Source organism: Pantoea sp. USHLN298 (genome assembly GCF_037149395.1).
In the GTDB taxonomy this organism is placed as follows: Bacteria; Pseudomonadota; Gammaproteobacteria; order Enterobacterales; family Enterobacteriaceae; genus Pantoea; species Pantoea astica.
Window position 1 is genome coordinate 301,720 of the sequence record NZ_JBBCRO010000001.1, and the last position, 25,252, is coordinate 326,971.

The following is a 25,252-nucleotide window of genomic DNA, read 5'->3' on the forward strand; positions in this document are numbered from 1 at the left end:
AGGGCTTTTCTGATCGTGCCAGAATTTTCCGGTACACTTTGCTTCAATCAGACCCGTGTTGCGCAGGCTGGCGGGAAAAGAAGAAGGATAAAAGCAATGCAGGATAACCAGTTTGATGTGGTGATCGTCGGCGGCGGCATGGTGGGTGCGGCGCTGGCGTGTGGACTGACGCAGCATAAATTTCGCGTGGCGGTGATTGAGCGCGCGGAGCCGGCCCCTTTTGCCGCGGAGAGCGATCCCGATCTGCGGATCTCAGCGATCGGTTCATCCTCGGTGGCGTTATTAAAGCAGCTTAACGTCTGGTCCCGGGTTGAAGCGATGCGCTGTGCGCCCTATCGCAAGCTGGAAACCTGGGAGTGGCAATCCGCGCAGGTCAGCTTTGATGCCGCCTCGCTCGGGCTGCCGGAACTCGGTTTTATGGTAGAGAATAGCGTGCTGCAACGGGCGCTGTGGGAAGAGATGCAGGCGCTTGGCGTCACGCTCTGTTGCCCGGCCACGCTGGAGAACCTGCAGCAGGAGAATGGCGGCTGGCGTGTTGATCTGAGCGGCGGCGAGACGCTGCATAGCCGGCTGGTGGTGGGCGCAGATGGCGCTAACTCTCAGGTGCGGCAGATGGCGGGGATTGGCATTCACGGCTGGAGCTATGCCCAGTCCTGTTTGCTGATTAGCGTCAGCTGTGAACATCCGGCAGGCGATGCCACCTGGCAACACTTTACCCCGCAGGGACCGCGCGCCTTCCTGCCGCTGTATGACAATCGCGCCTCGCTGGTGTGGTATGACGCCCCTGCGCGGATACGTCAGTTGCAGGCGATGGCGCTGCCTCAGCTTGAGAAAGAGGTTGCCAGCCACTTCCCGGCGCGTCTGGGGCGGTTTAAAGCCCACGCCGCGGGCGGGTTTCCGCTGGTGCGACGTCATGCGGCGCGTTATGTGCTGCCCGGGCTGGCGCTGGTGGGCGATGCGGCCCACACCATCAACCCGCTGGCGGGGCAGGGCGTCAATCTTGGCTATCGCGATATTGATGCGTTGATCGATGTGCTGGTCACCGCGCGCGGTGCGGCGGAAGACTGGGCGGCGGAGCGGATATTACAACGCTATCAGCGACAGCGCCGTACCGACAACATGCTGATGCAGGGCGGGATGGATCTCTTCTATTTCGCCTTCAGCAATCAGCTGGCGCCGCTGCGGTTTGCGCGTAATCTGGGGTTGATTGCGGCCGAGCACTCCGGGGTACTGAAGCGGCAGGTGCTGCGCTATGCGCTGGGGTTATAAGCTGGCCTGACAAAGCCGAACGGCTCGGAGTAAGACCGGGCCGTCTCACTGGCTGGCAGCGTTCAGGGAAAGCACAAAAACAACAAAGCCCGCAAAAGCGGGCTTTGTTGTGCAATTTGGCTGGGGTGCAGGGATTCGAACCCCGGAATGCTGGTATCAGAAACCAGTGCCTTACCGCTTGGCGACACCCCAATAGGTGTTAATTCAAATTGTCTTTTGTGTGGCTGGGGTGCAGGGATTCGAACCCCGGAATGCTGGTATCAGAAACCAGTGCCTTACCGCTTGGCGACACCCCAATAATATGGTGGCTACGACGGGAATCGAACCTGTGACCCCAGCATTATGAGTGCTGTGCTCTAACCAGCTGAGCTACGTAGCCAAATTGTACTGCATTTCGATGATGGCTGGGATACCTGGATTCGAACCAGGGAATGCCGGTATCAAAAACCGGTGCCTTACCGCTTGGCGATATCCCATTCGTCCACTCGCAGCCACGAGATTCATCGAAATTGGCTGGGGTACCTGGATTCGAACCAGGGAATGCCGGTATCAAAAACCGGTGCCTTACCGCTTGGCGATACCCCATCCATGCTGCCGAATAATGAAATGGTGCGGGAGGCGAGACTTGAACTCGCACACCTTGCGGCGCCAGAACCTAAATCTGGTGCGTCTACCAATTTCGCCACTCCCGCAAAAAAAGATGGTGGCTACGACGGGAATCGAACCTGTGACCCCAGCATTATGAGTGCTGTGCTCTAACCAGCTGAGCTACGTAGCCATCTTTTTTTCGCGTTACCTTCATCGGCGTTGCGGGGCGCATTATGCGGAGTTGACTTAACAGCGTCAACAAGTTTTTTGCCGTTTTTTTACGGATAACCGCTGTTTGACCGGCTTATAACCAGGCTGCTGGTTTATTCAACAATTTTACAGTGAATACAACGCTGATGATGAAAAAAATGGGCCCGCAACGGCCCATTTTTCTTCTGTTTCAACGCCCTTATTTATAGGCTGACTGATGGACGCCGACGGCGCGACCAGAAGGATCGTCCATGTTTTTAAATGCTTCGTCCCACTCAATCGCCTTGGCTGAGGAGCAGGCCACGGATGGACCACCAGGCACGCACTCTGCCGCGCTCGGTAACGGGAACAGCTCTTCAAAGATTTCACGGTACAGATAGGCTTCTTTCGAACCCGGCGTGTTGAACGGGAAACGGAAGTGCGCGGTGGCCAGCTGCTGGTCGCTGATTTGCTTCGCGGCAACCTCTTTCAGCGAGTCGATCCAGCTATAACCCACGCCATCGGAGAACTGCTCTTTCTGACGCCATGCTACGCTTTCCGGCAGGTAGGACGAGAAACATTCACGCAGGATGTGCTTCTCCATTTTGCCGTTGCTGCCACACATTTTGTCGGCCGGGTTGATGCGCATCGCCACGTCGAGGAATTTTTTATCCAGGAAAGGTACACGCGCTTCCACGCCCCAGGCTGACATCGCCTTGTTGGCACGGGCGCAGTCGAACATGTGCAACGCCTGCAGTTTACGCACGTTTTCTTCGTGGAACTCTTTGGCGTTCGGCGCTTTATGGAAATAGAGGTAGCCGCCGAAGACTTCATCCGCGCCTTCACCCGACAGCACCATCTTGATGCCCATCGCTTTAATCTTACGTGACATCAGGTACATCGGCGTGGACGCGCGGATGGTGGTGACGTCGTACGTTTCGATGTGGTAAATCACATCGCGAATCGCATCCAGACCTTCCTGCACGGTGAAATGAATTTCGTGGTGCACCGTGCCGAGATGTTCTGCAACCGATTTGGCCGCTTTCAGATCGGGCGATCCTTCCAGGCCCACTGCGAATGAGTGCAGCTGTGGCCACCAGGCATCACTTTTATCCTGATCTTCTACCCGCTTAGCGGCAAAGCGCTTGGTGACGGCAGAGATGATTGAGGAATCGAGTCCGCCCGACAGCAGCACACCGTAAGGCACATCAGACATCAGATGGCTTTTCACTGACTCTTCCAGCGCATGTTTCAGGCCGGCAGCGTCGGTGGTGTTGTGTTCGACATTTTTATATTCCATCCAGTCACGCTGCCAGTAGCGACGGATTTCACCATCGGTGCTGGAGAGATAGCTTCCCGGCGGGAACTCTTTGATTGAACGGCAGGCCGGCACCAGCGCTTTCATCTCTGACGCGACATAGAGGTTGCCATGCTCATCGTTACCCATATAGAGCGGGATGATGCCGATGTGATCGCGGCCAATCAGGTAACTGTTTTTAACGCTGTCATACAGAATGAAGGCGAACATACCTTCCAGATCGTCGAGGAAATCAACGCCTTTTTCCTGATACAGCGCCAGGATGACTTCACAGTCAGATCCGGTCTGGAACTGATAGCGGTCGCTCAGCTCTGCGCGCAGCGCCTGATGGTTATAGATTTCGCCGTTAACCGCCAGGACGTGAGTGTGGTCGGCGTTGTACAGCGGCTGTGCGCCATTGTTGACGTCAACGATTGAGAGGCGTTCATGCGCCAGGATGGCGTGGTCATCGGCATAGACGCCAGACCAGTCCGGGCCGCGATGACGCATTAAGCGTGAACATTCCAGCGCTTTTTTGCGCAGCTCAACAGGATCGGTTTTCAGATCCAGCACACCAAAAATTGAACACATAACTGACTCCTGATCTCACCTTACGGCGATGTTATCTTTTGCGTTTGTCCGGCAGCCTGACGCTGCGTGATGTATAAGAAAATGCGCTATTTGGTGCATTCAATGCAAGAAGAATCACGATTTACTGACAAAAAGATTGTTGGTATGGCGATAAAATTGAATAAACTTCAATTTAACGGCAATTTTATTGTCGAATCGATAATGAAATGCATTTTCTGGCTGAATTTTAGCCGAAGGAAAGGGTGGGTAATCGGTCGAAAAGAGGGGACGCATCACGCTTTAGCCCGATGCGTCATAAGAAAAAGGCATCAGAACAGGTCAATATCCGCGACGGAAGGGTAGATCCAGTCTGGCCGGAATGGCATGGCATCAATATCGCTTAAGGTTGATACGCCAGACAGCACCAGCACCGTCTCCAGCCCGGCCTGAAAACCGGCCAGAATATCGGTGCGCAGATTGTCACCGACAATCACCGTCTCTTCCGAGTGCGCCTGCATCTTGTTCAGGGCCGCACGCATAATGTACGGACTCGGTTTACCGACGTAGAACGGGCGGCGGCCGGAAATCTTCTCAATGCCGGCACAGAGCGCGCCACAGGCGGGAACAAAGCCGCGCGCATGGGTATCCGGGTTTGTGGCAATGAACCGCGCGCCGTTGGCGACAAAAAAAGCGGCCTTGTGCATCATGTCCCAGTTGAACGAGCGCGTTTCCCCAACGATAACAAAATCGGGGTTGATATCGGTGATGGTAAAGCCCGCTTTGTAGAGTTCATGGATCAGCGCGCCTTCACCAATCACATAGGCTTTTTTGCCTTCCTGGCGGCGCAGAAAGTCTGCCGTGGCCATCGCCGAGGTATAGAACACCGAATCCGGCACTTCAACGCCCGCCGAAGCAAAACGGTTCGCCAGATCCTGCTCGGTTTGCGAAGGGTAGTTGGTCAGCAGCACCAGCGGCATCTCTTTCGCCAGAATGCGCTGCAAAAACTCCTGCGCGCCGGGAACTGCCGTATTGTCGTGCATCAGCACGCCATCAATGTCACAAATTACGCTTTTAATGGTCATAGTCAGATCCGATGTGGCCCGCCAGAGCGGCAGGCTGAGCTTATTCTTCGAGAAGATGTTGCAGCAGAATGCCGTTAAGCATGGCACGTTTTGCCAGCGCAAAGGCGCCGATTGCCGAACGATGATCCAGGGTTGAGCGGACCACCGGCAGATTTTTGCGGAACGCGGCGAGAGCCTGGGTATTAATGCAGCCTTCAATTGCCGGCAGCAACACTTTCTCCGCGTCGGTGATTTCACCGGCCAGTACCACTTTTTGCGGATTAAACAGGTTGATGGCAATGGCGATGGCTTTGCCGAGGTAACGGCCAACATATTCAACCACTTCACAGGCCAGCGCATCGCCCTGATTGGCCGCTTTACAGATGTGCGACATCTGGCACGCCTCGAGCGTCAGTACGCTGGGATAGCCCTGATTCAGCAGGTGACGCACCCGGTTTTCAATCGCGCCGTTGGCGGCGATGGTTTCAAGGCAGCCAAAATTACCGCAGTGGCAGCGTTCCCCCAGCGGATCGACCTGAATGTGACCAATCTCCCCGACGTTACCGTTGCTGCCGAGAAAAATATGGCCGTTGGCAATAATGCCGGCTCCGGTGCCGCGATGTAAGCGCACCAGAATGGAGTCGGCACAGTCGCGGCTTGCGCCAAAATAGTGCTCAGCCAGCGCCAGGCTGCGAATGTCGTGACCGACAAAGCTGGTCACGTTAAATCGCGCTTTCAGGCTGGAAACCAGCGGCCAGTGACTGACGGCAATGTGCGGCATATAGCGGATCACGCCGTTAATCGGGTCAACCAATCCGGGCAGGATGACCGAGATGGCAATCAGCTCGCGGATCTTGCGCTGGTGCTGCTCAATGAAGGCGCTGATGGCGTTGAACAGTGCATGCTGCAGCGTCTCCTGAGTACGTTCCGGCAGCGCATAATCTTCCTGCGCCAGGGATTTACCGCTCAGATCAAACAGCGTCAGGGTGGCATCATTGCGTCCGAGCCGGACGCCGATGGTGTGGAAATGGCGGGTTTCAGTGATGATAGAGATGGCGCGGCGACCGCCGGTAGAGGCTTGCTGATCGACCTCTTTGATCAAGCCGCGCTCAATCAACTGACGCGTAATTTTAGTGACGCTGGCGGGCGCAAGCTGACTGAGTTCGGCTATCTGAATGCGCGATATCGGCCCCTGTTGATCAATCAGCCGGTAAACGGCTGCGCTATTGAGTTGCTTAACAAGATCGACATTTCCTATTTGTGACTGGCCGCCAGTGGTCATTCAGTGCTTACTCGCTCAGGACGTCGTCTCCGTTGACAAACGTCTTAATGATTTTAAAGTCGCGCGTAAACACAGTCAGGTTCGCGATTTTTCCTGCTTCGATCGATCCCAACTGCCTTTCCACGCCCATCGCCCGTGCCGGGTAGAGTGACGCCATGCGCAACGCTTCATCCAGTGCAATGCCAGCATGTTCAACACTGTTTTGTACTGCTTCGATCATGGTGAGGGCAGAGCCGCTCAGCGTGCCGTTTTCATCAACGCACAGACCATCACGATAATAGATTGTTTTACCAGCAAAAATAAATTCGCTGATCGCCGCGCCAGCGGGTGCAGTGGCATCGGTTACCAGCACCAGCTTATCGCCTTTAATGCGTTTTGCGTTGCGGACATTGGCGTAATGAACATGTAAACCATCCGCAATGATGCCGCAGTATACATCAGGCGAATCAAACAGCGCACCGATAAGACCCGGTTCACGACCGGCAAAGGTCGGCATGGCGTTATACAGGTGCGTAGCAAAGCTGACGCCAGCGGAGAAACCAGCTTTAGCCTCTTCATAGGTGGCGTTTGAATGCCCGGCAGAGACGATGATACCCGCTTCAGTCAGCTGACGAATCACATCGCTGCCCGCATTTTCCGGGGCCAGCGTCACTTTTGTGATCACATCCGCGTTTTCGCACAGGTATTGCACCAGCGCAGCATCCGGCAGGCGAATCAGCGCCGGATTATGGGTGCCTTTCTTCGCTTTGCTCAGCCACGGGCCTTCCAGATGCAGTCCCAGCGCCTGATGCTGATGTTTCTGCAGATAAGCGCGCATGGTTTCAATTGCGCGCTGCATTAATTCGTCGCTGCTGGTGATCAGCGTCGGTAAAAAGCTGGTGCAGCCTGACTTCTGATTAGCGCGCTGCATAATTTCCAGCGTCTCAACGCTGAGCGCGTCAATGTCGTCATTAAACTGAACGCCGCCGCAGCCATTGAGCTGCAGATCGATAAAGCCGGGAGCAATGATGGCGCCGGCCATATCGCGCTGCTCCACCTCTGTGGGCAGCGACTCACGTGGGATCACGCGGTCAATGCGGCCATTGGCAATCACCACGGCGTGATTATCCAGAATCTGGTGGCCGCTATAGATCCGGCCATTAACTAGTGCGTACATCTCTTCTCTCCCGTCCTGACCTGCTGCTGCCTGTGGCAACAGCAGGTATGACAACGTTTTGTGTTACACGCCTTTCATATTTTCCGCTTCCATCTCGCGGAAATACTTCACGGTTTTCACTTTCAGTTCCATGGTGGCCGGCTCATCACACACCACCACCGATTTCGGGTGCAGTTGCAGACAGCTGATGGTCCACATGTGATTCACGTTTCCTTCAACCGCCGCCTGCAGCGCCTGGGCTTTAACGTGTCCGGTAACCAGAATCATCACTTCTTCCGCGTCCAGCAGAGTACCGACACCCACCGTCAGCGCATATTTTGGCACCTGATCCACATCGCCGTTAAAGAAGCGCGAGTTTGCCACGCGGGTGTCATGGGTCAGAGTTTTAATCCGGGTACGGGAAGCCAGTGAAGAGGCCGGTTCATTAAAGGCAATGTGACCATCGTTACCGACGCCGCCCATAAACAGGTGAATTTTGCCCAGCGCGCGAATTTTCTCTTCGTACTGGCGACATTCTGCGTCAATATCCGGCGCATTACCATTCAGAAGATTGATGTTTTCTGGTTGAATATCAACATGATCAAAGAAGTTGCGATACATGAAGCTGTGGTAGCTTTCCGGATGCTCTTTCGGCAGGCCGACATATTCGTCCATATTGAAAGTGATAACATGTTTAAAGCTAACCTGGCCCGCTTTATGCATCTCAATCAGGTGCTTGTAGGCTTCGAGCGGGGTTCCGCCGGTCGGCAGTCCCAGCACAAAGGGTTTGTCTGCCGTTGGGTTGAAGGCATTAATCCGGTTCACAATGTGGCGTGCAGCCCATTTGCCGACCTGGGTCGGGGTGGCTAAAGGAATCAGTCTCATGTTTCACCTCAATTAGGAAATGGATAGGAGGGCGCGAATCGGTTGTGTTACTCATTAGCCTAAACGGATTATGTCATCCCGCCACGGTCTGAGTGCGCCTCAATATTTCGGATCATAAAATAAGTTTGCGGCTATAGCCAGATGTTGCCGTATCAAAGGATGTTTTTTGGTGATAAAAGTCACAATAGTGGTGGTTTTAATTTGCGAGGCGAATTAATTTATCATTACACTTCGCAGCGTGATATGAAGTGTCATTAAGGTCTTTGCTGCCGACATAACAACATTAAGCGGCGCAGAGCGATAAGCAGGCTCATAGGGGGAAGGGTAAATGTTAGGTTACTTACAGAAGGTAGGCCGTGCGCTAATGGTGCCGGTGGCGACCCTGCCAGCGGCAGCGATATTAATGGGGGTCGGTTACTATCTCGATCCCGTCAGCTGGGGTGCGGATAATGCGCTGGCCGCGCTGCTGATTAAATCCGGTGCCGCTATCATCGAACACATGTCAGTGCTGTTCGCTATCGGTATCGCTTACGGAATGTCCAAAGACAAGGACGGCGCAGCGGCGCTGACCGGCTTCGTCGGATTTTTAGTGGTCACCACGCTCTGTTCACCGGCTGCGGTGGCGATGATTCAGAAAATACCGCTGGAGCAGGTGCCTGCTGCCTTTGGCAAAATCGAAAACCAGTTTGTCGGTATCCTGGTCGGTATTTTATCAGCGGAAGTCTATAACCGCTTCAGTCACGTCGAGCTGCCTAAAGCGCTCTCGTTCTTCAGCGGACGCCGACTGGTACCGATTCTGGTGTCGTTCCTGATGATCTTAGTCGCCTTTATCCTGATGTATATCTGGCCGGTCGTGTTTAACGGTCTGGTCAATTTCGGCGAACATATCCAGAAACTTGGCTCGGCTGGTGCGGGCATCTACGCCTTCTTTAACCGTCTGCTGATTCCGGTCGGTTTACATCATGCCCTGAACTCGGTGTTCTGGTTCGACGTGGCCGGTATTAACGATATTCCTAAATTCCTCGGCGGTGCTCAGTCGCTGGCTGACGGATCGGCAACGGTCGGCATCACCGGTCGTTATCAGGCGGGCTTCTTCCCGATTATGATGTTCGGTCTGCCGGGTGCCGCGCTGGCGATTTACCACTGCGCACGGCCGGAAAACCGCGTAAAAGTCGGCAGTATCATGCTGGCGGCAGCCTTTGCGGCCTTCTTCACCGGTATTACCGAACCACTGGAATTTTCCTTTATGTTCGTGGCACCGGTGCTCTATCTGATCCACGCCGTGCTGACCGGTATTTCGGTCTTCATCGCGGCCAGTATGCACTGGATTGCCGGTTTCGGCTTCAGCGCCGGGCTGGTGGATATGTTTCTGTCGACCCGCAACCCGCTGGCAACCCACTGGTACATGCTGATTCCGCAGGGGCTGGTGTTCTTCGTCATCTACTATGTGGTGTTCCGTTTCACCATCAAAAAATTCAACCTGATGACCCCAGGCCGTGAGCTGGCGGTAGCCGGTGATGAAAGCGATGGCTACGACGTTAACGTCGATAAAACTGACAACGGTGAAAGTGCAACAGAGACGCTGGCGCGCCGTTACATCGGTGCGATTGGCGGCTCTGAAAACTTAACCAGCATCGATGCCTGTATTACCCGTCTGCGCCTTAACGTCAATGATTCGGCCCAGGTTAATGAAAGCGTGGCGAAACGTCTTGGCGCGTCCGGGGTGATTCGTCTTAACAAGCAGAGCGTGCAGATCATCGTCGGTACCCAGGCAGAAAGCATCGCTTCGGCGATGAAAAAAGTGCTGACTAAAGGCCCGGTCGCCGCAACGGCCAGCAGCAGCGCTACGCCAGCCGCCGCCCCGGAAGTGAAACCGCAGGCGGTGCTGAACAGTGAAAAGCGAGTGATTGCTACGTTACTGGCACCGGTCAGCGGTGAAGTCGTGGCGCTGGATGATGTGCCGGATGAAGCCTTTGCCAGCAAAGCGGTGGGCGACGGTCTGGCGATCAAACCCAGCGATAAATGGGTAGTGGCACCGATCGCCGGTACGCTGGTGAAAATCTTTAATACCAATCACGCCTTCTGTCTGGAAACTGACAACGGCGTTGAGATTGTGGTGCACATGGGGCTGGACACCGTGGCGCTGGAAGGAAAAGGCTTTACCCGCCTGGTGGAAGAGGGCGCCAGCGTGGTGGCCGGTCAGCCTGTGCTGGAGATGGACCTTGATTTCCTGAATGCCAATGCCCGCTCGATGGTGAGTCCGGTGGTGGTCAGCAACAGCGATGATTTCGCTGGTCTGACATTGCTGGCCAGCGGCCAGGTGGTGGCGGGTGAAACCCCGCTGTATGAAGTGAAAGGCTAATCCCCGCAACAGAACCCACAAGGCAGGAAGCGATTCCTGCCTTTTTTGTTTTAAAGGCTTAACAAACGGTTGTTTCCCTCTGGCGCTTTGTGGATCATACTCCGTTACTTCGTGGTACAAATCACCCGCTATTCGTATTGAGGATTTTTGAGATGAGTGAGGCTGAAGCCCGCCCAACTAACTTTATTCGTCAGATCATCGACGAAGATTTGGCGAGCGGTAAGCACAGCAGCGTGCATACCCGTTTTCCGCCGGAGCCCAATGGCTATCTGCACATTGGTCATGCGAAATCGATCTGTCTGAATTTTGGCATCGCCCAGGATTACCAGGGGCAATGTAACCTGCGTTTCGACGATACCAATCCGGTAAAAGAGGATGTGGAGTTCGTCGAATCCATCAAGCGTGACGTCAAATGGCTGGGCTTTGAGTGGAGCGGTGAGGTTTGTTACTCATCAAACTATTTTGATCAGCTCTTCAACTATGCGATTGAACTGATCAATAAAGGGCTGGCTTACGTCGACGAGCTGACCCCGGAAGCGATCCGCGAATATCGTGGCACTCTGACCGCGCCGGGCAAAAACAGTCCCTATCGCGACCGCAGCGTGGAAGAGAACCTGGCTCTGTTCGAGAAAATGCGTAACGGGGAATTTGCTGAAGGTACAGCCTGTCTGCGCGCAAAAATCGATATGGCCTCTAACTTTATCGTGATGCGCGATCCGGTGCTGTACCGGATTAAGTTCGCTGAACACCACCAGACCGGTAACAAGTGGTGCATCTATCCGATGTATGACTTTACCCACTGCATCTCCGATGCGCTGGAAGGCATCACGCATTCACTCTGTACGCTGGAGTTCCAGGATAACCGTCGTCTCTACGACTGGGTGCTGGACAACATCACTATTCCGGTGCATCCACGTCAGTATGAGTTCTCTCGCCTGAATCTTGAGTATGCGGTGATGTCGAAACGCAAACTGACTCAGCTGGTGACCGAGAAGCACGTTGAAGGCTGGGATGATCCGCGCATGCTGACCGTTTCTGGCTTACGCCGTCGCGGTTATACCGCCGCCTCAATCCGCGAGTTCTGCCGCCGTATTGGTGTTACCAAGCAGGACAATATTGTGGAAATGGCGTCGCTGGAATCGTGCATTCGTGACGATCTCAACGAGAATGCGCCACGCGCGATGGCGGTGCTTGATCCACTGAAAGTGGTGATTGAAAACCTGCCAGCGGGCCATCATGAAACCATCACCATGCCTAACCATCCTTCTAAACCGGAGATGGGAACGCGTGAGGTGCCGTTCAGCCGTGAGATCTGGATCGATCGGGCGGATTTCCGCGAAGAGGCTAACAAGCAATATAAGCGTCTGGTGCTGGGCAAAGAAGTTCGCCTGCGCAACGCTTATGTGATCCGTGCTGAGCGGGTGGCGAAAGATGATGCGGGCAACATCACCTGCATCTACTGCACCAGCGATGTGGATACCCTGAGCAAAGATCCTGCAGATGGCCGTAAGGTAAAAGGCGTGATCCACTGGGTATCAGCAGACCATGCGCAGCCCGCAGAGTTTCGTCTCTACGACCGCCTGTTCAGCGTGCCAAACCCGGCCGCGGCAGACGATTTCCTGTCGGTCATCAACCCGGATTCACTGACCATCAAACAGGGCTTTGTTGAGCCGGGCCTGCGCGATGTGGAAGCAACCACACCGTACCAGTTTGAGCGTGAAGGGTATTTCTGTGCCGACAGCGTCTATTCGAAGCCGTCACAGCTGGTGTTTAACCGTACCGTCGGTTTGCGAGACACCTGGACTAAAAGCGGCGAATAATCATTAACGCTGGCTGATAAAATGACAAAAGGGCGACTTATCGCCCTTTTTTATTGTCCTGATTTCTGCCATCGCCGAGGTTTGTGCTGCAAGCCTGGCTCCGTGGTTGTTACAAATTTGTGAGAGAAATCTGAGTTTAAAAAAATTAATCAATTACCAGATGTGAATTATCGGCGTTCAGGTAGGCTATGCGCACTCAGACAGAGCGCAGCGAGTGATATAAGGAAAAAAAATGACCGTTCTCGCCCAGGAAGCCAAACACAGTGTCGTCGTTTTACATCAGCTTATTGAACGTATTTTCAATCAGCCTGCCGGATCCGATGACAGTTTTGAACTGATGATGTCCTATTTCCACCCTGAATTTCGCATGGTAACGCCACGGGGAAATCAGCTAAACCTGAACGAAGTGGAAGAACTTTTCCGTCAGCTGCACGGCAAGCGGGAAGGCATGCGTATCGCCACCTGTGAGCACGTCATTATTTCACATCACGATCAGGAAGTGACGGTACAGTATCGGGAGATGCAGATGCTGAATGGCGATAATCAGAGCCGCATCGCGCTGGCGATTCTCGACTGCAGCACCTCGATTCCGCGCTGGCGTTACCTGCAGGAAACGCTGGTCGCCTGACGACCCGGCGTAGTAAGGACGAAAAAAAACCGGTCTGTGAACCGGTTTTTTTATATCAGGCAGGATCAGTGTTACTGATCGTGCAGCGTTTCATCTTCACGGCAGTCACCCAGCGCGCAGTGACCATAGAGATAAAGGCTGTGGTTCGTCAGCTTAATGCCGTGGCGGGTCGCGATTTCCCGCTGACGGGTTTCGATCGACTCATCGCTGAACTCGATCACTTTACCGCAGTCCAGGCAGATCAGGTGATCGTGGTGATGCTGCTGAGTCAGTTCAAACACCGACTTGCCGCCTTCGAAATTGTGACGGGTCACAATGCCGGCATCATCAAACTGGTTCAGCACACGGTAAACGGTGGCCAGACCAATCTCTTCGCCGATATCGATCAGGCGTTTGTACAAATCTTCCGCGCTGACGTGATGGCACTCAGGTTCCTGAAGCACTTCCAGAATTTTCAGTCTGGGCAGCGTGACTTTCAGGCCAGCCTTCTTTAATGCGGTATTGTTGTCAGTCATGCGGATTTTGTCCTGTTACTAATATTCACTTTTGTGGCGCTTGGCCTTGAATGTCGATCTACACCCATTCTCATTTGCGTCTCATTATAGAACTGAAGCCGTGAAATGAAAACCGAGGGGAGTGCCTAAATCACCATGGGCTGTATGGGATACGTCACCGAGCCGGGGAGGATTTCTGCAGGAGTCTGTTAACATTTCGCTTAGCCCTATCTGCTGCCAGAGAAAATAAGCGGAAGATCGATGCGGGTATTCTACAGATTAAACGAAAAAAGTTAAAAAAATGTGGCTATTATTTCTATAGGAATTTCCATTGCCTCAATGTGAGCTGGCGCTCACATTGAGGCGGAGAGCATCAGGCTTCGAGGATCTCTTTGAGCTGCAGTTCATCAAAGATCTGCTTCACCCACTGCTCAACGCGCGCATTGGTCAGCTCAGGCTGGCGATCTTCATCAATGGCCAGGCCCAGGAAGTGCGTATCATCCGCCAGACCTTTTGAGGCCTCGAAGTGATAACCTTCGGTTGGCCAGTGACCGACGATCACGGCGCCATGCGGCTCAATGATGTCGCGGATGGTGCCCATCGCGTCACAAAAATACTCGGCATAATCTTCCTGATCGCCACAGCCAAACAGGGCAACCAGTTTGCCGTTGAAATCGATCTCTTCCAGCGTCGGGAAAAAGTCATCCCAGTCGCACTGCGCTTCACCGTAATACCAGGTCGGGATACCCAGCAGCAGGATGTCAAACGCTTCCAGATCTTCTTTAGTGCTTTTCGCGATGTCGTGGACTTCTGCAACGTCTTTACCCAGCTGTTTCTGGATCATTTTTGCAATGTTTTCGGTGTTGCCGGTATCGCTGCCAAAGAAGATGCCTACGAGTGCCATGAGTAAAATAACCTCTTAAATCCTGATGATGAGATGTGTGCCGCAGCACAATTCAGCGAATAATAGCAGACGAGGCAAACCCGCGGAACGGTTAAAGCCTCGACATTTGCCTCTGCGTGCGTTTTGCCCGCATTAATCCAGTTTGAGTTGCGCCAGCAGCATTTGTTCAATCAATTCGCTACGGCTGAGATTACGCTGTTCTGCCAGCGTATTGAGCGCTTCGACGGCTTCACTGTTCATTTTCAGTTCGACACGGCGAAGCCCGCGTCCTTTGTCACGTTTCAGTTGATTGCGCTTATTGATGCGCAGCTGTTCATCACGCGAAAGCGGACTGGTTTTGGGTCGACCAGGGCGGCGCTCATCAGCAAACAGATCGAGCGTCGTGCGGTCAGTGTGTTCTTTTGCCATGGCTTAGTGAAACTGAATGGTGCGGGCGCCAGACGCTCGCCGCGCAGATTATAAATTATTGGCCGTTACCGCGGCAAAATGACCGGCGGCAAAATTTTAGCGCGCCATCATACTCCAGGCTAACTTCCGACGCCAATCCTAAACATTTACCGCCAGGTATTTGCTTTTAAAGCGCAAAAAAGCGACGAACGCTGCGTAATACCGCATCCGGTTTCTCTGCGTGTACCCAGTGTCCCGCGCCGCTGATCACATGCGCATGGGCCGCCGGGAACTGTGCAATCAACGCATCCCGGTACTGATTATCCAGATAGCTGGAGTCGCCGCCGCGGATAAACAACGCCGGATGCGGCCAGGCGGGCACCGGCTGCCAGCCAGAGATGGTGGCATAGTTGTCCCACAGTACCGGCACGTTGAAGCGCCATTCGCCCTGCTGGAACGATTTCAGCAGAAACTGGATTACGCCTTCTTCATCAATGACGCCGCGCATGATCTGTGCCGCCTCACTGCGCGAGGTGACGCCCGCTTCCGTGACCGCGCGGATCGCCGCAAAAATGGTGTCGTGGCGGCGGGTCTGATAATCCACCGGGGCGATATCGATCATCACCAGACGGGCAATGCGCGCCGGTGCCAGTGCGCTCATGGTCATGGCGATTTTACCGCCCATCGAATGACCGATCACCGCCACCCGATCGATGCCGTGGGCATCCAGCGTGTCAAACATATCCTGTGCCATCACAGCGTAGTTCATCTCATCGGATCGCGGTGATAATCCATGATTGCGCACATCAACCTGCAGCAGCGGGCCGGCATCTTTCAGCCCGCGAGCCAGCACGCCAAGGTTATCCAGCGTCCCGAACAGGCCGTGGATCAGCAGGATGGGCAGGGAATCGGTGGGGGATTGTTCAGTTTGCAGACGGGCGTTCAAAATCATGGCAAAGTTCTTAAGTTTGAGACCTAAGCTTAGGTTATCATGGATTCACCTTTTCAGGCGCGCCGGTTCCGGCGGCATTAGGACATATTCTGACTTTTGCCCGTAAACCGTTTGATTGCTAACAACCCGCCTGAATTTAACTTTATAATCCTCATGTTAGAACCCGCTCACCTTTCGAATCGCCAAACTATGTTAAGGGCTTTTCAGGATACAGGTGGTTCTGTCATGAGAAAGAACCGTACGGAATAAGATGAAAACGATCGAAGTTGACGAAGAGCTCTACCGTTATATTGCCAGCCACACGCAACACATTGGTGAAAGCGCATCCGACATTCTGCGTCGTATGCTGAAGTTCACGGCCGGTCAGACTGCGCCCGCGGCGCCTGCGCAAAACGCGGCATCCGGTGCGGCGAAAGAGACTCAGCCTGCGGTGGTCGGTTCACGTCCACAGGATCGGGTACGCGCCATGCGCGAGCTGATGCTGTCTGATGAATATGCGGAGCAGAAGCGGGCGGTTAATCGCTTTATGCTAATCTTGTCAACGCTCTATCGTCTTGATACCGCAGCCTTTGCTGAGGCGACTGCATCTCTGCAGGGCCGTACCCGCGTCTATTTTGCGGGTGATGAGCATACGCTGTTGCAAAATGGCACCCATACTAAGCCGAAGCACGTACCCGGCACACCGTACTGGGTGATCACCAATACCAATACTGGTCGCAAATGCAGCATGGTCGAACACATCATGCTCTCCATGCAGTTCCCGCAGGAACTGACAGAGAAAGTTTGCGGCACCATTTAAACTGAAGCGTCAGGGAGAAGCGCCAATGGCCAATCACCCCCGTGCCGGGCAACCCGCCCAGCAGAGCGATTTGATTAACGTTGCACAATTAACGTCACAATATTATGTCCTGCAGCCCGATGTGGCGAACCCGGAACATGCGGTGAAGTTTGGTACCTCTGGCCATCGCGGTAGTGCAGGGCGTCACAGCTTCAACGAGATGCACATTCTGGCGATTGCTCAGGCGATCGCTGAAGAGCGTAAAAAGAACGGCATCACCGGTCCGTGCTACGTCGGTAAAGATACGCACGCGCTGTCCGAGCCGGCGATTCTGTCGGTACTGGAAGTGCTGGCAGCGAACGGTGTTGATGTGATCGTGCAGCAGGACAATGGTTATACGCCAACGCCTGCTATCTCGAACGCCATTCTTGAGCACAATAAAGCGGGTGGCGCACTGGCCGACGGCATCGTGATTACCCCTTCGCACAACCCACCAGAAGATGGCGGCATCAAGTACAATCCACCTAACGGCGGACCGGCTGATACCAACGTCACCAAAGTGGTTGAAGATCGTGCCAATCAGCTGATCAAAGATGGCCTGAAAGAGGTCAAACGTCTGCCGATCGATCAGGCACTGGCCAGCGGCCATGTGGTCGAGAAAGATCTGATCCAGCCTTACGTTGAAGGTCTGGCGCAGGTGATCGACTTCCCGGCGATTCAGAAAGCTGGTCTGAAAATCGGCGTTGATCCGCTGGGTGGTTCCGGTATTGCTTACTGGCAGCGTATCGCCGAGCACTACAAGCTGGACCTGACGCTGGTGAATGACGCGGTCGATCAGACTTTCCGCTTCATGCATCTGGATAAAGATGGCGTGGTTCGTATGGACTGCTCATCAGAGTGCGCCATGGCAGGCCTGCTGGCTTACCGTGACAAGTTCGATCTGGCATTCGGTAACGATCCCGATTATGACCGTCACGGCATTGTGACCCCGGCGGGTCTGATGAATCCTAACCACTATCTGGCGGTGGCGATCAACTACCTGTTCCAGCATCGTCCGCAGTGGGGCCAGGACGTTGCCGTGGGTAAAACGCTGGTTTCCAGCGCAATGATCGACCGTGTGGTTAACGACATCGGTCGTAAGCTGGTTGAAGTCCCGGTTGGCTTTAAATGGTTCGTTGATGGTCTGTATGACGGCAGCTTTGGTTTCGGCGGCGAAGAGAGCGCCGGTGCCTCATTCCTGCGCTTCGATGGTACGCCATGGTCAACCGACAAAGACGGCATCATCATGTGCCTGCTGGCAGCAGAGATCACCGCTGTCACCGGTAAAAACCCGCAGCAGCACTACGATGAACTGGCTGAGCGCTTTGGTGCGCCAAGCTACAACCGTCTGCAGGCCTCAGCGACTTCTGCGCAGAAAGCCGCGCTGTCGAAGCTGTCCCCTGAGATGGTGAGCGCCGATACGCTGGCCGGTGATCCAATCACCGCGCGACTGACCGCTGCACCAGGTAATGGCGCATCGATTGGTGGTCTGAAAGTGATGACGGACAACGGCTGGTTCGCTGCCCGTCCGTCAGGCACCGAAGACGCCTACAAAATCTACTGTGAAAGCTTCCTGGGTGCTGAACACCGCGCGCAGATCGAGAAAGAAGCGGTTGAGATTGTCAGCGAAGTGCTGAAAAACGCCTGAGTCATCGGGCAGTGAAAAAGGCGCCGCGGGCGCCTTTTTTTATGGCATAAAGCGGTAGCCAATGCCGGTTTCGGTCAGCAGATGTACCGGCTGGGTTGGGTTCGCTTCCAGCTTTTGCCGCAGATGTCCCATATAGATGCGCAGATAGTGGCTGTGCTCTACCGCATTCGGTCCCCATACCTGGCTCAGCAGCTGGCGCTGGGTCAGCACTTTGCCGGCATTGTTAAGCAGGATGCTTAACAGGCGAAACTCTATCGGGGTGAGATGGATCTCCTCACCGCTACGCTGTACCCGCCGCGCAGCAAAATCGACACTGACATCCGCAAAACTGACGCGGGCATCGGGCTGCTGGCTGCTGTGACGCCGCAACGCCACCCGGACGCGTGCCAGCAGTTCACCAATGCCGAACGGCTTGGTCAGATAGTCATCAGCTCCGGCGTCCAGCGCCGCGATTTTATCCTGCTCGTCGCTGCGCGCTGACAGTACAATCACCGGCACCGCGCTCCACTGACGCAGGTCACGGATAAAATCGGTGCCATCACCATCCGGCAGGCCTAAATCAAGGATCACCAGATCGGGCTTACGCGTTGCGGCCTCAATCAAGCCGCGTTGCAACGTATCGGCATCGAAGACTTTCAGGGCTTCATTTTCCAGCGCCAGCCGGACAAAGCGGCGGATCTCTTTTTCATCTTCAACGATTAAAACCGTGGTCACGCAAACCTGCCTTGAGTAAACAGTGAGGTCATACTTTACCAATAAATTATTCCGCCGTCCGTGCCGGTTGCGCAGGGCTGGGTTCAACCTGACGGTAACTCACGGGTAACAATTATGTAACTTAATTACAGGTTAATTCTTAAACGGCAAAATTCCGGTCAAATAAGTGGTCAGATGAGTAGTAAAATTACACAATACGGCGTAATCTTAGACACAGATCACACTCACACCTTTTAACTGACCGGGAGGCGATAACCATGTATCAGGCTTATCCACGTTCCAAAATCATTTTGCGTCGCACGCTGGTGGTGCTTCTCGGCGTCGTGGCGTTACCGGTGATGCTGTTTCGTCAGGATCGCGCGCGCTTCTACAGCTATCTGCATCGGATGTGGTGCAAAACCAGCGCGAAGCCGGTATGGCTGGCGCAATCTGAAGCTGCCGGCGGCGCTTTCTGGTAAGGGCGTTTCCTGCTGAATCAGCCTGGTCACCTGACCAGGCTTTTTTTTGCGTTTTTTCTTAGGTTCCGGCGACAAAACTACCGGGCCACCCTGTTTTCCTGACCATTTTACGCTACACTTAAACCTCTACAAGATTTCGGAGGTTGTACAAGTATGAGCGAAAAAATCCCGGTGGGAATCAGTGCCTGCTTGCTTGGTGAAAGCGTCAGATTTGACGGTGGACACAAGCGCCTTACTTTTGCTACCGAAGATCTCACGCCTTTTGTGCGGTTCGAGCCGATCTGCCCTGAAATGGCGATCGGTCTGCCCACACCGCGTCCCGCTTTACGCCTGGTTGACCAGGGCGATGAGGCACTGCATCTGTGCTTCAGTAAAGATGGCGGGGAAGAGGTGACTGACCGGATGCGTGACTGGTCAGCCGAGCGCGTGAAATCGTTGCATCATCTGTCAGGTTATATCCTGTGCGCCAAATCTCCCAGCTGCGGCATGGAGCGGGTGCGGGTTTACGAGCCAGAGACCAATAACAATCGTAAAGCCGGCACCGGTATTTATGCTGAGTTTTTGCAGCGTGAAATGCCGTGGCTGCCGCTGGAAGAGGATGGGCGACTGCACGATCCTGCGCTACGTGAAAATTTCATTGGCCGTATCTGCGCGCTGCATGAGTTTAACCAGATGTGGCAAAGCGGCCTGACCCGTCACCGTCTGATTGCCTTCCACAGCCGCTATAAGTTACTGATGCTGGCCCATTCGCAGGAAAAATACCGCGAGCTGGGGCCGTTTGTGGCCTCAATGAGCGAGTGGGCGTCGCTGGAGGCGTTCGCCTTCGAATACCGCAACCGGATGATGGCGCTGATGTCACGGCCCGCTTCACGCCGGAACCATACTAACGTTCTGATGCACGTTCAGGGCTATTTCCGCCGTCAGTTAAGTTCACCACAGCGTCAGGAGCTGGCGACGCTGATTGATCGTTACCGTCAGGGGACGCAACCGCTGCTGGTGCCGATCACCATTCTTAAACATTACATGGCGGAGTTTCCGCATCCCTGGCTGGCTGAGCAACGCTACTTCGATCCCTATCCCGAAGCGCTGCGTTTACGTTACGGACAATAATTCAGGAGTGTTATGACCACCCATCTGGTCTGGCTGCGTAACGATTTACGCCTCAACGATAATCTGGCCCTGCACGCCGCCTGCCGCGACAGTGAAGCCAGGGTGATTGCCCTTTATCTCGCCACGCCGAAACAGTGGCAGCAGCATGATATGTCACCGAGGCAGGCGGCTTTCATCCATGCCAGCCTGCAACTGCTGGCGGAATCGCTGGCCGAGCGCGGCATTGCGCTGCATTATCAGGCGTGTGAAACCTTTAGCGATGCGGTCGATTCTCTGGTGGCGTTTTGCCAGCAGCAGCAGGTCGACCAGTTGTTCTATAACTATCAGTATGAAGTCAACGAACGCCAGCGTGATGCCGATGCCGAGAAGCGTCTCGACGCCGCCGGCGTGATCTGTCAGGGATTTGATGACAGTCTGCTGCTGCCGCCCGGCAGCGTGCAGAGCGGTGACCGCTCGATGTATAAAGTCTTTACCCCTTTCAGTAAGGCTTTTGTCCGAAGGCTGCAGCAAGGCCTGCCGGAATGCGTGCCTGCGCCCAAAGCGCGTCACGGTGCGCCACTGAAAAGCACCCCGATACCGCCCTTTGATTATCCTGTCGACAGCGTTGATGAAACGCTGTTTCCGCCCGGCGAAGCGGCGGCCCTGAAACGCCTGCGGCAGTTTGCGACCGGGTCCGTGCTCGACTATCCCGCTGAGCGCGATCTGCCGTCGCGGGACAGCACCAGTCGGTTGTCGGTTTATCTGGCAACCGGTGTACTGTCGCCTCGTCAGTGTCTGCATCGGGTGCTGCATGAACACCCGGACGCGCTGGATAACAGCCGTGCCTTTAGCTGGCTGAATGAGCTGATCTGGCGCGAGTTTTATCGTCATCTGCTGGTGGCCTGGCCAGCGCTGTGCAAACATCAGCCGTTTATCGGCTGGACGCGGCATGTTGAATGGCAGCGTAACTCTGCCCATTTTGAGGCCTGGAAAGCGGGGAAAACCGGCTATCCGATTGTCGATGCGGCAATGCGGCAGATGAACACGCTGGGCTGGATGCATAACCGGCTGCGGATGATCACCGCCAGCTTTCTGGTTAAAGACCTGCTGATCGACTGGCGCGAAGGCGAACGCTACTTCATGCAGCAGCTGATTGATGGCGACCTGGCGGCGAATAATGGCGGCTGGCAGTGGGCAGCTTCAACCGGTACCGATGCCGCACCCTATTTCCGCATCTTTAATCCGACCACCCAGGGCGAACGCTTTGATCCGCAGGGCGCCTTTATTCGTCACTATCTGCCGGAGCTGGCGGAAGTGCCGGACAGCGACATTCATCAGCCGCTGCTGTGGGCCGTGAAAAATCAGAAGAAACTCGATTATCCGGCACCGATCGTGGAACATAAGGACGCACGTAAAAAGACATTAGACGCCTTTGAGCGGGCAAAAAGCGCTGCCTGAGGCGATCAAGGAGCCACGATGAATCATTACCAACTTGAAACGCTGATCAATCAGCAACTGGAAAGCCAGAACTTCAGCGATTACGCCCCGAATGGTTTGCAGGTCGAAGGCCGCAGCGAAGTGAAAAAAGTGATCACCGGCGTCACCGCCTGTCAGGCGCTGCTGGATGAAGCGGTGGCGCGCCAGGCGGATGCGATCGTGGTGCATCACGGCTATTTCTGGAAAAACGAACCTGCCGCGATTAAAGGCATGAAGCGGCGTCGCCTGCGCACGCTGCTGGCGAATGATATCAACCTGTATGGCTGGCATCTGCCGCTCGATGCGCATCCGCAGCTCGGCAATAACGCCCAGCTGGCGAAGCTGCTGGAGATCGACGTGCGCGGCGAAGTGATGCCGCTGGTGTTCTGGGGTGAACTGGCTGAGCCCCTTTCCGGTCAGCAGCTGGCGCAGCGCATCGCCGATAAGCTGGGACGTGAACCGCTGCACTGCGGTGATAACGCGCCCGCGCTGATTCGTCGTATCGCCTGGTGCAGCGGCGGCGGACAGGGCTTTATCGATCAGGCCGCTGCCTTTGGCGTCGATGCCTATATCACCGGCGAAGTGTCGGAGCAGACGATTCACAGCGCGCGTGAACAGGGGCTGCACTTCTTCGCCGCCGGTCACCATGCGACCGAACGCGGTGGCGTTAAAGCACTGGGCGAGTGGCTGGCACAGCACCACGGCCTGGATGTCACTTTTATCGATATTCCCAACCCTGCCTGATCCTACTCCACAGGTCCTGCATCCCGTGCAGGACCTAAATCTGTTGACACGCCTCTGTCACTTTCGCATAACTATTTGCTTTGAGTAGATAAGCAAACGGCTGAGCCGTGCGCCTGAATGTTTCTGGCGCGCCGGATTTCAGCTTAACGGGAGGTCGCTGTTGCAACGAGCACGTTGTTATTTACTGGGTGAGCGCGCGGTGGTGCTGGAGCTTGAACCCCCGATATCGCTGGCCAGCCAGCAACGAATCTGGGGACTGAATCAGCGCCTGCAGGCGTTCGGGAGCGTGCTGGAGGTGATCCCCGGCATGAACAACATCACCCTGATACTGCGTGATCCGCAGCAGAGCGCGCTGGACGCCATTGAGCGTTTACAGCGCTGGTGGGAGGAGAGTGAAGCGCAGTTGCCAGCGTCGCGTCAGGTTGATATTCCGGTGATCTATGGCGGCGAAGCGGGTCCGGACCTGGCGGTGGTGGCGGAGCAGGCCTTGCTCTCGATCAGTCAGGTAGTTGAGCTGCACAGCAGCAGCGAATATGTGGTCTATTTTATCGGTTTCCAGCCCGGCTTCCCCTATCTGGGTGGGCTTGATCCGCGCCTGCATACGCCACGGCGGGCAGAGCCACGGGTCTCAGTACCCGCGGGCTCGGTGGGTATCGGCGGCAGCCAGACCGGTGTTTATCCGCTGGCGTCACCGGGCGGCTGGCAGTTAATCGGTCAGACGCCCATCGCGCTGTTCGATCCGCTGCAACAACCGCCGACGTTACTGCGTCCCGGCGATACCGTGCGCTTTGTACCGCAAAAGGAGGGCGTATGTTGAGGATTCTGCGGGCCGGACTGGCAGCGACGATTCAGGATGCGGGCCGTCACGGCTGGCGACAGTATGGCATCAGCCTCGGTGGGGTGCTGGATCAGCCCGCCATGACCACCGCTAACTTGCTGGTGGGTAATTCCCCTGATAGCGCGGTGGTGGAGATGGTGCTGGGCCAGTTCAAAGCGGAATTTACCCGCGCAGGCTGGTTTGCGCTGACCGGCGCAGGCTGTAACGCCGAGCTGGACGGTAAGCCGGTGTGGACCGGCTGGCGTACCCCGGTTAAAAAAGGGCAGGTGCTGTCACTGGCGATGCCGGTGCGCGGGATGCGCAGTTATCTGGCGGTGCAGGGTGGCTTCGATCTGCCTGAAATGCTCGGTTCATTCAGCACCGATCTGAAAGCCGGATTTGGCGGTTTCCACGGACGTAAACTGCAGGATGGCGACTGTCTGCCGCTCGGGAAACCGACCCGCCAGTTTGCGCGCAAGGCGGGCGTGCGGCAACTGCTGTGGGGCAACCGCATCCGGGCGCTGCCTGGGCCGGAATATCACGAATTTAGTCGCGAGGCGCAGCAGGCATTCTGGCGCACCGCCTGGAAACTCAGCCCGCAAAGCAACCGGATGGGTTACCGGCTGGAGGGGCGTCAGCTCAACCGGGAAACCTCGCGCGAACTGCTGTCGCACGGTCTGGTGCCTGGCGTGGTGCAGGTGCCGCCTAACGGTCAGCCGATCGTGCTGATGGCGGATGCCCAGACCACCGGCGGCTATCCGCGTATCGCCTGCATCATTGAGGCCGATCTCTATCACCTGGCGCAAATCCGCCTGGGTGAACCGATTCACTTTATTCATTGCACCTTGCCGGAGGCGATGCAGGCGCGTCAGCACCAGCAACGGGCGCTGGATCAGATGGTATGGGGACTCGCTGATGAAGATTGATTTAAATGCCGATCTGGGCGAAGGCTGCGACAGCGATCGCGCACTGCTGCAACTGGTCAGCTCCGCTAACATCGCCTGTGGCTTTCACGCCGGTGATGCACAGACCATGCTGCAATCGGTGCGCTGGGCGCAGGCGGCGGGTGTGGCCATTGGGGCGCATCCGGCTTACCCCGATCGCGAGAACTTTGGCCGCAGCGCGATGCAGTTGCCGCCGGAAACGGTCTACGCCCAGATGATCTATCAGATTGGGGCGCTGAAAAGTCTGGCAGAAAGCGAAGGCGCGCGGCTGGTGCATGTTAAGCCGCACGGTATGCTCTACAACCAGGCGGCGGCAGACGCGGTGCTGGCTGATGCCATTGCCCGCGCGATCAAGGCAGTGGACAGCCAGCTGATTGTGGTTGGACTGGCGGGCAGCGAATCGATTCGGGCGGCGGCGCACTACGGTCTGCGTACCCGTGAAGAGGTGTTTGCTGACCGCGGTTACCTCAGCAGCGGAGCGCTGGTGCCGCGCAGTCAGCCCGGTGCGCTGATTGAGGATGAACAGCAGGCGATTGATCAAACGCTGAATATGGTACAGCAGGGCAGAGTACAGAGTATCAGCGGGGAATGGGTCGCGGTTAAGGCGCAAACCGTCTGCCTGCATGGCGACGGTGCACATGCGCTGCAGTTTGCCCGGCGACTGCGTGATGCTTTTGCCGCTCAGCAAATCTGCGTCACCAGCGCCTGAAATACTTTTAGCC

23 protein-coding genes and 7 tRNA genes are annotated in these 25,252 nt (G+C 55.4%); 13 read left to right on the plus strand and 17 right to left on the minus strand.

Going from position 1 to position 25,252, the window contains the following annotated elements:
• Window positions 1–96: 96 nt before the first annotated feature.
• Window positions 97–1,269, plus strand: a complete 1,173-nt coding sequence (gene ubiF, locus WFK59_RS01540) for a 3-demethoxyubiquinol 3-hydroxylase (protein ID WP_233984914.1) — start codon at window positions 97–99, stop codon at window positions 1,267–1,269.
• A gap of 117 nt (window positions 1,270–1,386) precedes the next feature.
• Here ubiF and WFK59_RS01545 read toward each other — a convergent pair.
• The 12 genes from WFK59_RS01545 to nagB form a co-directional block, all read right to left on the minus strand.
• Window positions 1,387–1,461 (minus strand) — tRNA-Gln (locus WFK59_RS01545).
• Window positions 1,462–1,490: 29 nt separating this feature from the next.
• Window positions 1,491–1,565 (minus strand) — tRNA-Gln (locus WFK59_RS01550).
• A gap of 6 nt (window positions 1,566–1,571) precedes the next feature.
• Window positions 1,572–1,648 (minus strand) — tRNA-Met (locus WFK59_RS01555).
• Between the two features lie 22 nt (window positions 1,649–1,670).
• Window positions 1,671–1,745: transfer RNA gene (locus WFK59_RS01560), tRNA-Gln, on the minus strand.
• Window positions 1,746–1,779: 34 nt separating this feature from the next.
• Window positions 1,780–1,854, minus strand: a tRNA-Gln gene (locus WFK59_RS01565).
• 22 nt (window positions 1,855–1,876) lie between these two features.
• Window positions 1,877–1,961 (minus strand) — tRNA-Leu (locus tag WFK59_RS01570).
• Window positions 1,962–1,970: 9 nt separating this feature from the next.
• Window positions 1,971–2,047, minus strand: a tRNA-Met gene (locus tag WFK59_RS01575).
• Window positions 2,048–2,266: 219 nt separating this feature from the next.
• Complete coding sequence (asnB, locus tag WFK59_RS01580; protein ID WP_233984913.1) at window positions 2,267–3,934, minus strand: asparagine synthase B; 1,668 nt, start codon at window positions 3,932–3,934, stop codon at window positions 2,267–2,269.
• A 308-nt stretch (window positions 3,935–4,242) separates the two neighbouring features.
• The gene (locus tag WFK59_RS01585) at window positions 4,243–4,995 is read right to left on the minus strand and encodes an HAD-IIA family hydrolase (RefSeq protein ID WP_233984912.1); all 753 of its coding nucleotides are present in this window, start codon (window positions 4,993–4,995) and stop codon (window positions 4,243–4,245) included.
• A gap of 40 nt (window positions 4,996–5,035) precedes the next feature.
• Window positions 5,036–6,256, minus strand: a complete 1,221-nt coding sequence (gene nagC / locus WFK59_RS01590) for a DNA-binding transcriptional regulator NagC (RefSeq protein WP_233984911.1) — start codon at window positions 6,254–6,256, stop codon at window positions 5,036–5,038.
• Between the two features lie 7 nt (window positions 6,257–6,263).
• Complete coding sequence (gene nagA, locus WFK59_RS01595) at window positions 6,264–7,412, minus strand: N-acetylglucosamine-6-phosphate deacetylase (RefSeq protein ID WP_336754863.1); 1,149 nt, start codon at window positions 7,410–7,412, stop codon at window positions 6,264–6,266.
• Window positions 7,413–7,475: 63 nt separating this feature from the next.
• A complete protein-coding gene (gene nagB / locus WFK59_RS01600) occupies window positions 7,476–8,276 on the minus strand; it encodes a glucosamine-6-phosphate deaminase (protein ID WP_094119650.1) in 801 nt (266 codons plus the stop codon).
• Window positions 8,277–8,604: 328 nt separating this feature from the next.
• On the opposite strand from nagB, the gene nagE reads away from it, so the two are divergent.
• The 3 genes from nagE (at window position 8,605) to WFK59_RS01615 (ending at window position 13,086) form a co-directional block, all read left to right on the plus strand.
• Window positions 8,605–10,638 (plus strand): N-acetylglucosamine-specific PTS transporter subunit IIBC, encoded by a 2,034-nt coding sequence (nagE, locus tag WFK59_RS01605; protein ID WP_336754864.1) that lies wholly within the window; start codon window positions 8,605–8,607, stop codon window positions 10,636–10,638.
• Window positions 10,639–10,790: 152 nt separating this feature from the next.
• Window positions 10,791–12,458 (plus strand): glutamine--tRNA ligase, encoded by a 1,668-nt coding sequence (glnS, locus tag WFK59_RS01610; RefSeq protein ID WP_336754865.1) that lies wholly within the window; start codon window positions 10,791–10,793, stop codon window positions 12,456–12,458.
• A 232-nt stretch (window positions 12,459–12,690) separates the two neighbouring features.
• Window positions 12,691–13,086 (plus strand): hypothetical protein, encoded by a 396-nt coding sequence (locus WFK59_RS01615; protein ID WP_233984906.1) that lies wholly within the window; start codon window positions 12,691–12,693, stop codon window positions 13,084–13,086.
• Between the two features lie 71 nt (window positions 13,087–13,157).
• Here the strand turns inward: WFK59_RS01615 and fur are convergent, their stop codons facing one another.
• From fur to ybfF, 4 genes are all read right to left on the minus strand, one after another.
• A complete protein-coding gene (fur, locus tag WFK59_RS01620) occupies window positions 13,158–13,601 on the minus strand; it encodes a ferric iron uptake transcriptional regulator (RefSeq protein WP_031374805.1) in 444 nt (147 codons plus the stop codon).
• A gap of 352 nt (window positions 13,602–13,953) precedes the next feature.
• Window positions 13,954–14,484 (minus strand): flavodoxin FldA, encoded by a 531-nt coding sequence (gene fldA / locus WFK59_RS01625; RefSeq protein ID WP_094119655.1) that lies wholly within the window; start codon window positions 14,482–14,484, stop codon window positions 13,954–13,956.
• Window positions 14,485–14,616: 132 nt separating this feature from the next.
• On the minus strand, window positions 14,617–14,892 hold the full coding sequence (gene ybfE, locus WFK59_RS01630) for a LexA regulated protein (protein WP_069728027.1): 276 nt from the start codon (window positions 14,890–14,892) through the stop codon (window positions 14,617–14,619).
• Between the two features lie 166 nt (window positions 14,893–15,058).
• Window positions 15,059–15,823, minus strand: a complete 765-nt coding sequence (gene ybfF, locus WFK59_RS01635) for an esterase (RefSeq protein ID WP_233984905.1) — start codon at window positions 15,821–15,823, stop codon at window positions 15,059–15,061.
• A gap of 250 nt (window positions 15,824–16,073) precedes the next feature.
• Here ybfF and seqA point away from each other — a divergent pair, with 250 nt between their 5' ends.
• Both seqA and pgm read left to right on the plus strand, forming a co-directional pair.
• Window positions 16,074–16,622 (plus strand): replication initiation negative regulator SeqA, encoded by a 549-nt coding sequence (gene seqA / locus WFK59_RS01640; protein WP_233984904.1) that lies wholly within the window; start codon window positions 16,074–16,076, stop codon window positions 16,620–16,622.
• 25 nt (window positions 16,623–16,647) lie between these two features.
• On the plus strand, window positions 16,648–18,288 hold the full coding sequence (pgm, locus tag WFK59_RS01645) for a phosphoglucomutase (alpha-D-glucose-1,6-bisphosphate-dependent) (protein WP_336754867.1): 1,641 nt from the start codon (window positions 16,648–16,650) through the stop codon (window positions 18,286–18,288).
• Window positions 18,289–18,327: 39 nt separating this feature from the next.
• Here pgm and kdpE read toward each other — a convergent pair whose 3' ends face one another.
• Window positions 18,328–19,002 (minus strand): two-component system response regulator KdpE, encoded by a 675-nt coding sequence (gene kdpE / locus WFK59_RS01650; RefSeq protein ID WP_233984902.1) that lies wholly within the window; start codon window positions 19,000–19,002, stop codon window positions 18,328–18,330.
• 257 nt (window positions 19,003–19,259) lie between these two features.
• Here kdpE and WFK59_RS01655 point away from each other — a divergent pair, with 257 nt between their 5' ends.
• The 7 genes from WFK59_RS01655 (at window position 19,260) to pxpA (ending at window position 25,239) form a co-directional block, all read left to right on the plus strand.
• Window positions 19,260–19,460 carry a DUF2517 family protein gene (locus tag WFK59_RS01655; RefSeq protein ID WP_233984901.1) on the plus strand — a complete coding sequence of 67 codons (201 nt, stop codon included), beginning with the start codon at window positions 19,260–19,262 and terminating at the stop codon, window positions 19,458–19,460.
• A gap of 153 nt (window positions 19,461–19,613) precedes the next feature.
• Window positions 19,614–20,570, plus strand: a complete 957-nt coding sequence (locus WFK59_RS01660; protein WP_336754868.1) for a YbgA family protein — start codon at window positions 19,614–19,616, stop codon at window positions 20,568–20,570.
• A gap of 12 nt (window positions 20,571–20,582) precedes the next feature.
• On the plus strand, window positions 20,583–22,007 hold the full coding sequence (phrB, locus tag WFK59_RS01665) for a deoxyribodipyrimidine photo-lyase (RefSeq protein WP_336754869.1): 1,425 nt from the start codon (window positions 20,583–20,585) through the stop codon (window positions 22,005–22,007).
• A gap of 18 nt (window positions 22,008–22,025) precedes the next feature.
• On the plus strand, window positions 22,026–22,769 hold the full coding sequence (locus tag WFK59_RS01670; protein WP_233984898.1) for a type 2 GTP cyclohydrolase I: 744 nt from the start codon (window positions 22,026–22,028) through the stop codon (window positions 22,767–22,769).
• Between the two features lie 160 nt (window positions 22,770–22,929).
• On the plus strand, window positions 22,930–23,586 hold the full coding sequence (pxpB, locus tag WFK59_RS01675; RefSeq protein WP_336754870.1) for a 5-oxoprolinase subunit PxpB: 657 nt from the start codon (window positions 22,930–22,932) through the stop codon (window positions 23,584–23,586).
• On the plus strand, window positions 23,580–24,512 hold the full coding sequence (pxpC, locus tag WFK59_RS01680; RefSeq protein WP_336754871.1) for a 5-oxoprolinase subunit PxpC: 933 nt from the start codon (window positions 23,580–23,582) through the stop codon (window positions 24,510–24,512). Before pxpB ends, pxpC begins: the two co-directional genes overlap by 7 nt.
• Window positions 24,502–25,239: a 5-oxoprolinase subunit PxpA gene (gene pxpA, locus WFK59_RS01685; protein WP_336754872.1), complete on the plus strand. Its 738-nt coding sequence runs from the start codon at window positions 24,502–24,504 to the stop codon at window positions 25,237–25,239. The genes pxpC and pxpA overlap by 11 nt, the downstream gene beginning before the upstream one ends.
• Window positions 25,240–25,252: the final 13 nt, after the last annotated feature.